The following is a 14,125-nucleotide window of genomic DNA, read 5'->3' on the forward strand; positions in this document are numbered from 1 at the left end:
GTTACAGACCGGACAGGGCGCACGCCACAGCGCGTAGGGCGGCGCATGTACCGGAGCCGGTCCGGAGCCGTCACCGCCGTGTCACCGCCCTCTCGTCGGCGAAACCCGGTGGCCCGAAACGGTGTCGCCGCCTGCGGAGGGTTCGCGAACGGGGCGTCCCTCGGACCATCGGGGGATGGGATGAACGGTTTCGGGCTGTGGGTCGCGGTGGTGGTGGCCGGGGTGGTCGTGAGCGGGACGGGGTGCCGGTCGGGCTCCGTCACGAGTGGCGAGGAGAAACCGGCCACGGTGACCGGTACCGCGGAGGGGCTCCAGGGCATGTCGGCCGCCGCCGGGCCCCGGCGTTCCGGCGGTGCCTGCGTCTTCGTGAAGCCCGACGGTGCGCAGAAGTTCGGGCACGTCGGCTGGGGCTTCCGGGTCACGGGCACCGACCGCTGGGTGTACGGGGCGGTCGAGAACCCGTCGGGCAAGCTGTACACGCCGCCCGGCGGTGACATCGGGGCCTGGCACGCGGAGGGCTCGTACAAGAGGATGCTGAGCGAGATGTCCCGGGACGCGCACTATCCGGGGAAGTCGGAGCACCCGTACAGCCGCTATCGCTGTACGAACTCGTCGCGGAGCGATGTTCCGGCGGCCCGGGAGATGATCCCCGTCATCGAGGGGCGCGGGTTCCTGGTCGGCGTCGACCCGAAGACCGGCGAGTTGACCTCCAGGGACTGCCTGGACGCCACGTACGACGTCCTGAAGGCCTACCGGACCAGGCACCTCCCGAAGGCCGCCGAGCTGGCGATCCCGAACGTGTGGGTGGAGACGCTGGTGGGCTGGACGGACAACAAGCTGAAGCCCCACTGAGTGCTCTGCTGGAGGGCGGTTCGCCCGCTGCGGGCCGGTGGGGGCTGGTCGCGCAGTTCTCCGCGCCCCTGGGGGGCGCGTTCTGGACCCGGATTCCCAAGCTCGGCCAGACGCCTGCGCGAAACGGCGGTGCCCCGCCGGAGGACTCCGGCGGGGCACCGTACGTACTGCGTCGAGGCTGGTCAGAGGCCCAGCTCGACCTCGAACTCGCCTGCCTCCAGGATCGCCTTGACGGCGGTCAGGTAACGGGCCGCGTCGGCGCCGTCGACCAGGCGGTGGTCGTAGGACAGGGTCAGGTACGTCATGTCGCGTACGCCGATGACGGTGCCCTCCTCCGTCTCGATGACCGCCGGACGCTTGACCGTCGCGCCGATGCCCAGGATCGCGACCTGGTTCGGCGGCACGATGATCGTGTCGAAGAGCGCGCCGCGCGAGCCGGTGTTGGAGATGGTGAAGGTCGCGCCGGACAGCTCGTCCGGGGTGATCTTGTTGGCCCGGACCTTGCCCGCCAGCTCGGCCGTGGCCTTGGCGATGCCGGCGATGTTGAGGTCGCCCGCGTGCTTGATGACCGGGGTCATCAGGCCCTTCTCGGAGTCCACCGCGATACCGATGTTCTCGGTGTCGAAGTAGGTGATCGTGCCCTCGTCCACGTTGATCCGGGCGTTGACGGGCGCGTGCGCCTTCAGCGCCTGGGCCGCGGCCTTGACGAAGAACGGCATCGGGGACAGCTTGACGCCCTCGCGGGCCGCGAAGGAGTCCTTGGCCTTGCTGCGCAGGCGCATCAGGCGGGTGACGTCGACCTCGACGACCGAGGACAGCTGGGCCTGCTCGTGCAGGGCCTTCACCATGTTGTCGCCGATGACCTTGCGGATGCGAGGCATCTTGATGGTCTGGCCGCGGAGGGGAGAGGCCTCCAGGGCCGGAGCCTTCTTGGCGGCCGGGGCAGCGGCGGCAGCGGGCGCCGGAGCGGCAGCCGCGGCCTTCGCGGCCTCGGCGGCGGCGAGGACGTCCTGCTTGCGGATACGGCCGCCGACGCCGGTGCCCTTGACGGTGCCCAGGTCGACGCCGTTCTCGGCGGCGAGCTTGCGCACCAGCGGGGTCACGTACGCACCCTCGTCGGTGGCCCGCGCGGCGGCGGGAACCGGCGCCGGGGTGACCGGGGCGGGAGCGACCGGCGCGGGCGCCGGGGGAGCGACCGGCGCGGGCGCCGGGGGAGCGACCGGAGCCGCGGCCTGGACCGGCGCGGGGGCCGGGGCAGGAGCGGCCGGAGCCACGGGGGCCGGGGGCGCGACGGGCGCGGGCGCCGGGGCGGCGGCGACGGGCGCCGGAGCCGGGGCGGCCGGAGCCGGGGCAGCCGCCGGAGCGGCACCCGGGGCGCCGATCACGGCCAGCTTGGCGCCGACCTCGGCGGTCTCGTCCTCGCCGACCACGATCTCCAGGAGCACACCGGAGGTGGGCGCCGGGATCTCGGTGTCGACCTTGTCCGTGGAGACCTCGAGCAGCGGCTCGTCGGCCTCGACGCTGTCGCCGACCGACTTCAGCCAGCGGGTGACGGTGCCCTCGGTGACGCTCTCACCGAGCGCGGGGAGGGTGACGTCGGTGCCGGACGCGCCACCGGCGGGGGCGGCCGGAGCCGCAGCGGGGGCAGGAGCCGGAGCGGCTGGCGCCTCGGCCACGGGGGCCGGAGCGGCGGGCGCGGCGACCGGCTCGGCGGCCGGGGCAGGGGCGGCAGCGGGCGCGCCGCTGCCGTCGTCGATCAGGGCCAGCTCGGCGCCGACCTCGACCGTCTCGTCCTCGGCGACCTTGATGGACGCCAGGACACCGGAGACGGGCGAGGGGATCTCGGTGTCGACCTTGTCGGTCGACACCTCCAGCAGCGGCTCGTCGGCCTCGACGCGCTCGCCCTCGGCCTTCAGCCAGCGGGTGACAGTGCCCTCGGTGACGCTCTCACCGAGCGCCGGAAGGGTTACGGAAACCGCCATGGTTTCGGTTGCTCCTTACGAATTGCGGAAGTCTGTGTCGTCGTCCGTCGACCGAGGGTCAGTCGTGGGCGTGCAGCGGCTTGCCGGCCAGGGCCAGGTGGGCCTCGCCGAGCGCCTCGCTCTGCGTCGGGTGGGCGTGGATGAGCTGCGCGACCTCGGCCGGCAGCGCCTCCCAGTTGTAGATCAGCTGGGCTTCGCCGACCTGCTCGCCCATGCGGTCGCCGACCATGTGGACGCCGACCACGGCACCGTCCTTGACCTGGACGAGCTTGATCTCGCCCGCGGTCTTGAGGATCTTGCTCTTGCCGTTGCCCGCGAGGCTGTACTTCAGAGCGACGACCTTGTCCGCACCGTAGATCTCCTTGGCCTTGGCCTCGGTGATGCCCACGGAGGCGACCTCGGGGTGGCAGTACGTCACCCGGGGGACACCGTCGTAGTCGATCGGGACGGCCTTCAGACCGGCCAGCCGCTCCGCCACCAGGATGCCCTCGGCGAAGCCGACGTGCGCGAGCTGGAGCGTCGGGACCAGGTCACCGACGGCCGAGATCGTCGGCACGTTCGTCCGCATGTACTCGTCGACCAGGACGTAGCCGCGGTCCATCGCGACGCCCTGCTCCTCGTAACCGAGGCCGGCGGAGACGGGCCCACGGCCCACCGCCACGAGCAGCACCTCGGCCTCGAACTCCTTGCCGTCGGCAAGGGTGACCTTGACACCGTTCGCGGTGTACTCGGCCTTCGAGAAGAAGGTGCCCAGGTTGAACTTGATGCCGCGCTTGCGGAACGCGCGCTCAAGAAGCTTGGAGGAGTTCTCGTCCTCGAGGGGGGCCAGGTGCTTCAGACCCTCGATGATCGTGACGTCCGTACCGAAGGACTTCCACGCGGACGCGAACTCGACGCCGATGACACCGCCGCCGAGGACGATGGCCGACTCCGGCACCCGGTCCAGTACGAGGGCGTGGTCCGAGGAGATGATCCGGTTGCCGTCGATCTCCAGGCCCGGCAGCGACTTCGGCACGGAGCCGGTCGCCAGCAGGATGTGGCGGCCCTGGATCCGCTGGCCGTTCACATCGACGGAGGTGGGGGAGGAGAGCCGCCCCTCACCCTCGATGTAGGTGACCTTGCGGGAGGCGACGAGCCCCTGGAGTCCCTTGTACAGGCCCGAGATGACCTCGTCCTTGTACTTGTGGACCGCCGGGACGTCGATGCCCTCGAAGGTGGCCTTGACGCCGAACTGCTCGCTCTCGCGGGCCTGGTCGGCGATCTCGCCCGCGTGGAGCAGGGCCTTGGTGGGGATGCATCCCCGGTGCAGGCAGGTACCGCCGACCTTGTCCTTCTCGATCAGGGCGACGTCAAGCCCCAGCTGGGCCCCGCGCAGCGCCGCGGCGTACCCGCCACTGCCACCGCCGAGGATCACTAGGTCGAAAACGGTGCTGGCGTCGTTCGCCACGTCACGTCCTCCATGCATGTGCGCCGTACGCCGGTCGTCAGTGACCGGGCGGCGGCTGGTGTCCGGCCGTCTTTCTTCGGCCCTGTGGTGGGGGCCCTATCCTGCCGAGCCCCATCTTCGCACTTGTCGGACGCAGAAGAGACGCCGGGCTGGTGTGACGGACACCCCACACACTTTTCGGAGAAGGGTGAGATGACCCACCCAGGGGCGCGGGGCTGTGACATGTGCGGCTCCGCCGCGCGGGCGCGACAAGCCACGCACGACCCGCACCCGCCGATCAACACCAGGAACCGAGCTGCTGGGCGCGACGGGACCTCGGACTACCCGCCCACGAGGTCCCGTCACAAAAACGCCCCTCAGCCCAGGTCGCCGACAGCGGTCAGCTCGGCCAGCCGCACCAACGTACGAACCGCGGTCCCGGTACCGCCCTTGGGCGTGTACCCGAAGGGCCCACCCTCGTTGAACGCGGGCCCCGCGATGTCGAGGTGTGCCCAGGTGATCCCCTCACCCACGAACTCCCGCAGGAACAACCCCGCGACCAGCCCGCCCCCGTACCGCTCACCCATGTTCGCGATATCGGCGGTCGGGGACTCCATCCCCTTCTTCAGGTGATCCGGCAGCGGCATCGGCCACGCCGCCTCCCCGACCTCATCCGCCGCCTCGTGCACCGCGGAGCGGAACGCGTCGTCGTTCGCCATGATCCCGTACGTCCGGTTCCCCAGCGCCAGCATCATCGCGCCGGTGAGCGTCGCCACGTCGACGATCGCGTCCGGCTTCTCCGCCGAGGCGGCCCACAGGGCGTCGGCGAGGACGAGCCGGCCCTCGGCGTCGGTGTTGAGGACCTCGACCGTCTTGCCGCTGTACATGCGCAGCACGTCACCGGGGCGGGTGGCGGAGCCGGACGGCATGTTCTCGGCCAGCGCGAGCCAGCCGGTGACGTTGACCTCCAGGCCGAGCCGCGCGGCGGCGACCACGGCCGCGAAGACCGCCGCCGCCCCGCTCATGTCGCACTTCATCGTCTCGTTGTGCCCGGCGGGCTTGAGCGAGATGCCGCCCGAGTCGTAGGTGATGCCCTTGCCGACGAAGGCGAGGTGCTTGCTCGCGGCCTCGTGCGTGTACGTCAGCTTCACCAGCCGGGGTCCGGCGGCGGAGCCGGCGCCGACGCCGAGGATGCCGCCGTAGCCGCCCTCCTCCAGCGCCGCCACGTCCAGCACCTCGACCCCGATGCCGTGCTCCTCGGCCGCCGTCTTCGCGACAGCGGCGAAGGCCTCCGGGTCGAGGTCGTTCGGCGGGGTGTTGATCAGGTCGCGGGCGCGGTTCAGCTCCTCGGACACGGCGGTGGCACGGGCGACGGCCGCCTTGTACGCGGCGTCGCGCGGCTTGCCGCCGAGCAGGGCGATCTCGGCGAGCGGCGCCTTGCCGTTCTTGGCGTCCTTGCCTGCCTTGCCGATCTCCTTGTACGCGTCGAAGGAGTACGCACCGAGCAGCGCGCCCTCGCCGATCGCACCGGCGTCGGCCGCGTCCTCGATGGGCAGGGCGAAGGCGGCCTTCTTGGCGCCGGCGAGGGTGCGGGCGGCGACACCGGCGGCCCGGCGCAGCGACTCGGCGCCGAAGGTCTCGTCCTTCTCGGGCAGCGGGCCGAGGCCGACGGCCACGACGATGGGCGCCTTGAAGCCGGCCGGCGCGGGCAGCTTGGTCACCTCGCCCTCGGCACCGGAGGCGCCGAGGGTTCCCAGGACGTCGGCGAGCTTGCCGTCGTACGCCTGGTCCACGGCCTCGGCGCCCGGTGCGACGACCGGTCCTTTGGTGCCCTTGGCGACACCGACGACGATCGCGTCGGCCCGAAGGCCGGGCGCCGCGGCGGTGCTGAGAGTGAGAGCAGTCACGGTGGTGAATTCTCGCTTCCGTCTGAAAAGTTTCTGTGGCCGAGTGGAGTGGGTCGACCGGGCCCGACAAGCGACCCTAAATCCGGCCCTGGGGGGTGGTCCGTACCGGGGTCGGTACACCCGGCACGAGCCTACGCTCGGTGGCCGGTTTCGCTCATTCCTGCGGACGTTCACCCGAGGCGACGGCGCGGACACCGGGCGACCGCACTCCCGGCCACCGCAACTGGACGCTCGCTCAAGGCCTTTCGGCCGAACGCGCCGAGCCGCTACTTCGGGCTGAAGGTGAGTACCGGGGTGAAGTCGGTTCCGGCGTTGAACTGCACCCGCTGCGTACCCGTCGGTGAGCCGAGCCGGCTCAGCGGCAGCGTCCAGGTGTAGGTGGAGCCGCTGACCGTCTCCGTGGGACGGGCCGCGATCTCGCTCCACTTCCAGCTGGTCGACCGGCTCCGGTAGAGGACGCCGTTCTCGATCATGTAGTCGGCGCCGAGGGCCGAGGGCGACGGATAGGGGAGCTGGTAACCGGTCGCGGTGTTGCCGTCGGTGTCGAAGAAGGCGTGCAGGAAGCGCTCCGAGGTGTGGAAGGTCACCTGGAGACGGACGTTTCCGGCGGATGCGCAGGCGAAGTAGCCGGTGATGGCGCCGGAACCCGCGGTGGCGGTGCAGGAGGTGTCGGCATCGCTGCTGACCGACCCGTTCGCGACACCGCCGTCGTCGTCGGCGGCGGCCACGGTGGCGGACGGCTCGTCCTGAACGGGCGCGCCGGCACCGCTGTCCTTGGTGGGTTCCGCGGCCGGTGACTTCGGCGACGCGCTGGTGCGGTTCTTCGCCGACGGCGAGGTGGACGGCGAGACGGACGGCGAGGCCGAACCGGGCCTGCTCGGCTCACCCGCGGACGGCCCGCCGCCCTGGGTGGTGCCCGATACGGCACTCGGCGCGGAAGCCGACGCCTGCCCGTCATCGTCGTCGTCACCGGAGCCGACCACGATGATGGCACCGCCGATCAGCGCGGCCCCGACCACGATGGCACCGGCCAGCAAGGCGACTTGGGGCAACCGCCGCCCGGCCGGAGGCGGCGCGACAGTGGCCTTCACGGTCCTCGCGGGCTGCGCCGACGTCTCTGGCTCGGCGGGCGTTCCCGGTTTCGCCGTTTTCGCCGGCTGCGCGGGCGTCGCGGGTTCTGCCGGCTCCTCCACCACGAACGCGGCCGCCGCCGCGGACATCGGCGGTGTCGGGGCCTCGGGTTCCGGGCGGGGCTCGGAATCGTCCTCGGATTCGGAACCCGGCCTGGCGACGGCAGCGGAGGCTGCGGCGATCGCCGACGGTCCCTTCGACCGGCGTGGCAGCGGAGCCTGCACTGTGTCTCGATGTCCTTCCACGTGGGTCGCGTCGAACGCGTCCGGCGGCGCTGAGGCGCAGATCGTACCGGGGTTCGATATGAATCCGGGCCACGTTCCGGTGGCGCGCCGCGGCCAAGTGGTCTGCCAAGAGCCCGAGTTGGGCTCCGCGTCCGAGGAGGCGCCCGTCCGCACTACCCCAGCGAGAGCACGACCAGTGCCGCCGTCGCCGCCGTCTCCGCGAGGGCGCCGAAGACGTCGCCGGTGACCCCGCCGAGGCGGCGCGTGCAGTGCTGGAGGAGGCGTTCGGCGGCGGCGCAGGCGGCGAGGACCGCGAGGGCGGTGAGCACGGCGTCGTACGCCCCGAAGAGCGCGCCGTAGCCGGCCGCCACGGCCGTGACCAGGGCCGTCACCAGCAGCGCCGAGCGCACGGGCACCGTTCCCGCGACCGCCGCCCCCAGCCCGGCCGGCCGCGCGGCCGGTACGCCGGTGCGGGCGGCCAGGGTGAGGGCGAGGCGGGCGGCGGTCGCCGAGACGACGGCGGCGAGCGCACCCCGGCCCCATGAGTCGCCGTACAACTGGGCGAGCGCGGCCACCTGGGCCAGCAGCACGAACAGAAGGGCGATCACCCCGAACGGGCCGATGTCCGACTGCTTCATGATGCGCAGCGCGTCCTCGGCGGGCTTGCCGCTGCCCAGCCCGTCGGCGGTGTCGGCGAGACCGTCGAGATGCAGCCCCCGGGTGAGGACAGCGGGTACGGCGGCCGTGGCGACGGCGGCGAGCAGCGCGCCCGCGCCCAGGAAGAGCAGCAGCAGACCGGTCAGGGCGGCACCCGCACCGACGGCCAGACCCGCCACCGGCGCGCACAGCATGCCTCCGCGCGCCGCGTCCCGGTCCCAGCGGGTCACCTTCACCGGCAGCACGGTCAGCGTGCCGAAGGCGAACCGGATCCCGTCCAGGGGATCGGAGGGCGGGGAGTCGGAAGGCGGCTCGGAGGGCCTGGGCGGCTCGGTGGGCGGCGGGGGCGTGGACACCGGCGCAGAGTACCCGCGACGGTGCGACCTGCCCAGGGCGCCGGTGAGGCAAGCAGCCGATAACGGCGTATAAGCGGATAAAGTGCGCGCATGGGTCATTGGCTGGAGCGGAACATCGTCGAGCCGGGCAAGCTGCCGCTGCTCCTGGCGCTCGCCGCCTTCGTCCTGACGTTCCTGATCACCCGGGTCGTCACCCGGATGATCCGCGCGGGCAAGGGCCCGTTCGGCAACGTCAAGGCGGGCGGGATGCACATCCATCACGTCGTGCCCGGGGTCGTCCTGACCGTCGTGGGCGGATTCGGGGCCGTGGCCAGCGGACAGCGCGGCTTCGGCGCGGGACTGTGCGCGGTGATCTTCGGGATGGGCGCGGGGCTGGTGCTGGACGAGTTCGCGCTGATCCTGCATCTCGACGACGTCTACTGGACCGAGGCCGGCCGGCAGAGCGTCGAGGTGGTGGTGCTGACGGCGGCCCTGGTCGGCCTGGTCCTCCTGGGCTTCCTGCCGTTCGGCGTGAACGACCTCTCCGACGAGGACCTCCAGAACCGGGGCGGCGTCATGGTCAGCATCGCCATCAACTTCCTCTTCTCCCTCCTCGCCCTCAGCAAGGGCAAGCCCCGCACGGCGATCTTCGGTGTGATCGTCCCCTTCGTCGCGATCATCGGTGCGATCCGGCTGGCCCGCCCCGGCTCGCCCTGGGCGAAGCGCTTCTACGTCCGCCGCCCGCGCTCCCGTTCCCGCTCCACCCTGCGCGCCTACCGCCACGACCGCCGCTGGGCCGGCCCCCGCCGCCGCCTTCAGGACCTGATCGGCGGCAAGCCCGACCCCGAACCCGCCCGGGCTCCCGTCGTACGTCCGTGACGCAGCGCCGAGACCCCGCACAGGACGAGTACGGCCACGATGGCCGCCAGATGCTCCTTGCCCGCGAGGTTGTCCTTGAGGATCACCTCCACCACCATCGCGACGATCACCGCGGCGGCGGTCACGTACGCCCGGTAGCGCCAGCCCAGGAACACGGCGAGGCCCACCACGGCCGCCGACGGACCGGTGTCCACGACATGCGCGTCCGCGCCGGGCAGCCCCAGGAAGCCCGACGGGCCCACGGCGATGCCCACGCGCGCGTAGAGCGTGCCGGCGAGGGTGGCGACGTACGCGATGACGAGGGCGCGCCACCAGCCGAGGCAGATCTCCGCGATGCCGAACACGACCAGGATCTGCGCCAGCGCACCCCACACCGGCAGGTCCAGGGCGGGCACGAAGAGGGAGAGCGGGGTGCGGAGCAGCGCCAGCCAGAGGGGGTCCTCGGCGCGGACGGCACCGAGGTTCTGCACGAACCGATAACCCCACGACTGGTTCTGCGTGAACTGGACGAGCGCGGTCAGACAGACGGCGCCGAGGGTCATGGGCAGCGCCCGCCACCGGCGCCGGAGCAGGGGCCCGCGTACGGCGACGTACAGCGGCCCCCACTCGGCGCGGGCCCAGCGGACGACCGTACCCATCACTCATCTCCCCGCTGTCATCTCTTCGACTCCAGGTGCTTCCGGTGCAGCCACTTCGGCAGTCCCGGTGCCTCCAGGAAGCCCTCCGCGCGGGCCGCGGCGATGCCGATGCGCGGCAGGTCCGCGCTCTTCTCGAAGAGCAGGAACCGGGGCTCCCAGATGGGCCGGTACTTCGCGTTGGCGCGGTACAGCGACTCGATCTGCCACCAGCGGGAGAAGAAGCTGAGCAGCGACCGCCACAGCCTCAGCACCGGCCCCGCGCCGATGCGCCCGCCACGTTCGAAGACGGAACGGAACATCGCGAAGTTGAGCGACACCTGAGTGATCCCGATCTCCTGGGCACGCTGGAGCAGCTCGATCACCATGAACTCCATCAGCCCGTTGTCGGAGTCCCGGTCACGCCGCATGAGGTCGAGCGACAGCCCGTTGGGCCCCCAGGGCACGAAGGAGAGCACGGCCCTCAACTCGCCGCCTCCCCCCGCGCGGCTATCCGCACATTCGAGCATCACGCACTGCCCGTCCTCCGGGTCGCCGAGCCGCCCCAGCGCCATGCTGAACCCGCGCTCGGTCTCGCCGTCCCGCCAGTCGTCGGCGCGCTGGAGGAGGTACGTCATCTCCTCGGCCGGGATGTCCGCGTGACGGCGGACGCGCACCGTGTACCCGGCCCGCTTGACCCGGTTGTAGGCCTGCCGGACGGTCCGCATGGCCCGCCCCTCCAACGTGAACTCGGCGGTCTCGACGATGGCCTCGTCGCCGAGTTCGAGGGCGTCGAGACCGTGCCGTGCGTACACCGTCCCGGCCTCCTCGCTCGCCCCCATCACGGCCGGGATCCAGCCGTGGACGCGGGCCTCGGCGAGCCACGGCTCGATGGCGCCGGGCCAGGCCTCCGGGTCGCCGATCGGATCACCGGCGGCCAGCGAGACCCCGCCGAGGGCGCGATAGGCGATGGCTGCTTTGCCGGTGGGGGACCAGATGACGCTCTTCTCGCGGCGCAGGGCGAAGTAGCCGAGGGAGTCGCGGTCGCCGTTGCGGTCGAGGAGGGCGCGCAGCCTGGTCTCGTCGTCCTCGGTGAGCGGGTCGACGGCACGACGGGAGCGGAAGGCGGCGTAGAGGACGGCGAGGATCAGCAGCGTACTCATGACGTTGATGACGACGTCGACCCAGTTGGGCGTGGAGATCCCCGTGAAGCCCGAGTCGTCGGCGGCGACGGAGATCAGCCGCATCGTGCCGTAGTTCCAGCGCTCCAGGAACGTCGAACGGTGGCTGTCGTCCGCCTGGTTGGCGACGGTGACGAGGAGCGCGGCGAGGAGCGAGCAGACGAGCAGCCCGCCGACCCCGACGGCGGCGGCGAGCCGCGCGTTGGACCGGTCGCCCTTGGCGTAGAACTCCCGCTTCCCCACGACGAGCGCGGCGACGAACGCGGCGGTGAGGACGAGCGAGACCCAGTTCTGAGCGTGCTCCCGGATCTCCGCGAAGAACATCGCGAGGGCGAACAGCAGCAGGAACAGCGAGCCGAGCACGATGTTCAGGATCCAGGCGGCCCGTTTGCGGCGCCGCATGGTGATCGCGAGGAACATCGTGAAGACCCCGGAGGCGAAGCCGGCGGTCAGCAGGTACGGCGTGTAGAAGTTCTCCTCGTTGTGCCGCCGTACGTCGTTCCCGAAGGAGACCCACACCGCGCTGAGGAGATTGACGAAGGTGACGACCCGCAGATACCAGACGGCGAACGCGGCGGCTCGCCGTGAGGCGGTGGTGCTGGGGCGTCGCTGAACGTTCGGCGCGAGCGGGGCATCTCCCATAGAGGGAGATCATATGGGGCATGTTGTGTCGTATGCCCCATATGTCCCGCCGGTCAGAGGCCCTCTGCCCCGGAGGTCTCCTCCGCGGCCTCGGGAGTCGCCTCCTCCGTCTTGGGCGCCTCGGGGACCTCGGGAAGCTCTGCCGCCAGGGCCGCCGCGGCCTGCACCAGCGGCAGGGCCAGCAGTGCACCGGTCCCCTCGCCCACGGTCACGCCGTGGTCGAGCAGCGGCTCCAGTGCCATCCGGTCCAGGGCCTTCGCCTGGGCCGGCTCCCCGCTGTTGTGCCCGGCGAGCCACCAGTCCGGCGCCCGGAAGGCGATCCGCTGCCCGACCAGCGCACAGGCGGCCGATACGACACCGTCCAGGATCACCGGCATCTTGCGTACCGCGGCCTGCAACAGGAACCCGGTCGTCGCGGCGAGGTCGGCGCCGCCCACCGTCGCCAGGAGCTGCAACTGGTCCCCGAGCACCGGCCGGGCCCGCCGCAGCGCGTCACGGATCGCGGCGCACTTGCGCATCCACGCCAGGTCGTCGATCGGCAGCCCGCCCCGCCCGGTGACGACAGACGCGTCGGTCCCGCACAGCGCGGCGACCAGCACCGACGCCGGGGTGGTCCCGCCGACGCTCACATCGCCGAGCACCACCAGATCCGTACCCGAGTCGGCCTCTTCGTCGGCCACGGCGACCCCCGCGAGGAAGGCGGCCTCCGCCTCCTCCAGGGTCAGTGCGTCCTCGACGTCGATCCGCCCGCTGCCGCGCCGCGCCCGGTGCCCGGCGACCCCGTCGGGCAGCGCGTCCGGTTCGCAGTCCAGCGCCATGTCGACGACCCGTACGGGCACCCCGAGCCGGCGTGCGAGCACGGCGACCGGGCTGGAGCCGTCGAGCACGGCCCGCACGGACCGGTCGGCGCTGCCTGCGGGGCGCGCCGACACGCCCAGTCCGGCGATCCCGTGATCCCCCGCGAACAGCACGACCCGCGGCCGTTCGACCGGCTTCACCGGTACGGAGGACTGCGCCGCCGCCAGCCACTCACCCAGGTCGTCGAGGCGCCCGAGCGACCCGGGCGGCACGATCTGGCGCTCCCTGCGCGCCTCCGCGTCGCGGCGCACACCGCCGTCGGGACGCTCGATCAGATCGGTGAAGTCGTCGAGATTAAGCGAGCTCATTCGCCGAACAGTACCGGCAGCGATCGAACAGGGCGCCGCCACGTGGAAGCCATGTCATTGCACCCGGGATCACGATCCCCTACGTAACGTTTTGATACGCAATGTCGGAGCACCGCAGTCGGCAGGAGCCGCCCATGCCCCCCGCCCCACAGGAGACCGGGACGATCGACGGGTTCCACGAGCCGCGCCGGGAGGACTGCCCGTGGTGCGGCTCGAAGCGGCTACGCACGCGCCTGCGCGCACCGGACCTCCGACAGCGGGGGCGGCGCGGGCCGGGGACGTCCGTCGTGGACGAGTGCGGAGACTGCGCGCACGCCTTCCAGAACCCGCGTCTCACCGCGGAGGGCCTCGCCTTCTACCACCGGGACCTGCCCGAGGCCCGGCACCCGGTCGCGCCCCGCCGGCACCGGGCGGCGGCCCGCGCGATGCTGCGCTTCCCGGAGCCGGAGAGCTGGCTGGACGTGGGGACGGGGGAGGGGGCGTTCCCTGCGGCGGCGAAGCGCTACTTCCCGTACACGGCGTTCGACGGCGTGGACACGACCCGCCGCGTGCAGAAGGCGCGGGCGTCGGGCCACATCGAGGAGGCGTACAGAGGCCGCCTGTCGGACGAGAGGATCGTCAACGGCCTGCGCGCCCGCTACGACGTCGTCAGCATGTTCCATCACCTGGAACACACCCCGGATCCCCGCGAGGAGCTCCGCGCGGCTCTTCGGGTCCTGCGACCCGGCGGCCACCTCCTGATCGAGGTTCCGGATCCGCAGGGTGCGTTCGGCACGCTGCTGGGGAGGTGGTGGCCGTGGTACGCCCAGCCGCGCCACCTCCACCTGATGCCGCCGGCGAACCTGGTGACGGAACTGGAGTCCCACCACTGCACGATCATCACGACGACCCGCCGCGAGCCACAGGCTCTGCTGCGCAGGGCCCGCTTGGCGAACACGTACCGGATCATCGCGAGGAGAAACGGGGCGGTGTAGCGGCTGCGGGCCGGTGGGGGCTGGTCGCGCAGTTCCTCGCGCCCCTGGAGGGGCGCCCCGGCTGGGCGGGATTCGCAGGTGACGGGCCGCGTGGTCAGCTTGCGCGGCGGCTCCCGCTCAGCCCACCCAGCTGCGGGCATGCGTGCCGCTAAGGG

Annotated in this window: 11 protein-coding genes; 3 read left to right on the top strand and 8 right to left on the bottom strand. The window is 72.0% G+C overall.

Annotated elements, in window-relative coordinates:
• The first annotated feature begins 180 nt into the window (after nt 1-180).
• On the top strand, nt 181-852 hold the full coding sequence (locus OG787_RS36625; RefSeq protein ID WP_405538120.1) for a hypothetical protein: 672 nt from the start codon (nt 181-183) through the stop codon (nt 850-852).
• A 182-nt stretch (nt 853-1,034) separates the two neighbouring features.
• Here the strand turns inward: OG787_RS36625 and sucB are convergent, their stop codons facing one another.
• The 5 genes from sucB to OG787_RS36650 all read right to left on the bottom strand — a co-directional run bounded on the left by sucB (nt 1,035) and on the right by OG787_RS36650 (nt 8,535).
• Complete coding sequence (sucB, locus tag OG787_RS36630; protein ID WP_405538122.1) at nt 1,035-2,834, bottom strand: 2-oxoglutarate dehydrogenase, E2 component, dihydrolipoamide succinyltransferase; 1,800 nt, start codon at nt 2,832-2,834, stop codon at nt 1,035-1,037.
• 58 nt (nt 2,835-2,892) lie between these two features.
• Nucleotides 2,893-4,281 (bottom strand): dihydrolipoyl dehydrogenase, encoded by a 1,389-nt coding sequence (lpdA, locus tag OG787_RS36635; RefSeq protein WP_405538123.1) that lies wholly within the window; start codon nt 4,279-4,281, stop codon nt 2,893-2,895.
• A gap of 356 nt (nt 4,282-4,637) precedes the next feature.
• Nucleotides 4,638-6,167: a leucyl aminopeptidase gene (locus OG787_RS36640; RefSeq protein WP_405538125.1), complete on the bottom strand. Its 1,530-nt coding sequence runs from the start codon at nt 6,165-6,167 to the stop codon at nt 4,638-4,640.
• Between the two features lie 266 nt (nt 6,168-6,433).
• Nucleotides 6,434-7,258: a hypothetical protein gene (locus OG787_RS36645; RefSeq protein WP_405538127.1), complete on the bottom strand. Its 825-nt coding sequence runs from the start codon at nt 7,256-7,258 to the stop codon at nt 6,434-6,436.
• A 437-nt stretch (nt 7,259-7,695) separates the two neighbouring features.
• On the bottom strand, nt 7,696-8,535 hold the full coding sequence (locus OG787_RS36650) for an adenosylcobinamide-GDP ribazoletransferase (protein ID WP_405538130.1): 840 nt from the start codon (nt 8,533-8,535) through the stop codon (nt 7,696-7,698).
• A 90-nt stretch (nt 8,536-8,625) separates the two neighbouring features.
• On the opposite strand from OG787_RS36650, the gene OG787_RS36655 reads away from it, so the two are divergent.
• Entirely contained in the window at nt 8,626-9,393 is a 768-nt protein-coding gene (locus OG787_RS36655) for a hypothetical protein (protein WP_405538132.1), read from the top strand.
• Here the strand turns inward: OG787_RS36655 and OG787_RS36660 are convergent.
• From OG787_RS36660 to cobT, 3 genes are read right to left on the bottom strand one after another with little or no spacing between them, the layout of a single operon-like run.
• On the bottom strand, nt 9,330-10,031 hold the full coding sequence (locus tag OG787_RS36660; RefSeq protein WP_369036753.1) for a hypothetical protein: 702 nt from the start codon (nt 10,029-10,031) through the stop codon (nt 9,330-9,332). The two genes, OG787_RS36655 and OG787_RS36660, sit on opposite strands and share 64 nt — an antisense overlap.
• A gap of 17 nt (nt 10,032-10,048) precedes the next feature.
• Nucleotides 10,049-11,830, bottom strand: coding sequence for a phosphatidylglycerol lysyltransferase domain-containing protein (locus tag OG787_RS36665; RefSeq protein WP_405538133.1), 1,782 nt, complete (start codon nt 11,828-11,830; stop codon nt 10,049-10,051).
• Nucleotides 11,831-11,883: 53 nt separating this feature from the next.
• The gene (cobT, locus tag OG787_RS36670; RefSeq protein ID WP_405538134.1) at nt 11,884-12,996 is read right to left on the bottom strand and encodes a nicotinate-nucleotide--dimethylbenzimidazole phosphoribosyltransferase; all 1,113 of its coding nucleotides are present in this window, start codon (nt 12,994-12,996) and stop codon (nt 11,884-11,886) included.
• 134 nt (nt 12,997-13,130) lie between these two features.
• On the opposite strand from cobT, the gene OG787_RS36675 reads away from it, so the two are divergent.
• Nucleotides 13,131-13,970: a class I SAM-dependent methyltransferase gene (locus OG787_RS36675; RefSeq protein WP_405538135.1), complete on the top strand. Its 840-nt coding sequence runs from the start codon at nt 13,131-13,133 to the stop codon at nt 13,968-13,970.
• Nucleotides 13,971-14,125 lie beyond the last annotated feature (155 nt).

It is taken from the genome of Streptomyces sp. NBC_00075, assembly GCF_045041225.1.
GTDB classification, from domain to species: Bacteria; Actinomycetota; Actinomycetes; order Streptomycetales; family Streptomycetaceae; genus Streptomyces; species Streptomyces adonidis.

Excerpts from the sequence above, each read along its gene's own strand:
- OG787_RS36660 (WP_369036753.1), bottom strand. The coding sequence starts at position 10,031 with ATGGGTACGGTCGTCCGCTGGGCCCGCGCCGAGTGGGGGCCGCTGTAC.
- OG787_RS36625 (WP_405538120.1), top strand. The coding sequence starts at position 181 with ATGAACGGTTTCGGGCTGTGGGTCGCGGTGGTGGTGGCCGGGGTGGTC.
- OG787_RS36655 (WP_405538132.1), top strand. The coding sequence starts at position 8,626 with ATGGGTCATTGGCTGGAGCGGAACATCGTCGAGCCGGGCAAGCTGCCG.
- OG787_RS36665 (WP_405538133.1), bottom strand. The coding sequence starts at position 11,830 with ATGGGAGATGCCCCGCTCGCGCCGAACGTTCAGCGACGCCCCAGCACC.
- sucB (WP_405538122.1), bottom strand. The coding sequence starts at position 2,834 with ATGGCGGTTTCCGTAACCCTTCCGGCGCTCGGTGAGAGCGTCACCGAG.
- OG787_RS36675 (WP_405538135.1), top strand. The coding sequence starts at position 13,131 with ATGCCCCCCGCCCCACAGGAGACCGGGACGATCGACGGGTTCCACGAG.
- cobT (WP_405538134.1), bottom strand. The coding sequence starts at position 12,996 with ATGAGCTCGCTTAATCTCGACGACTTCACCGATCTGATCGAGCGTCCC.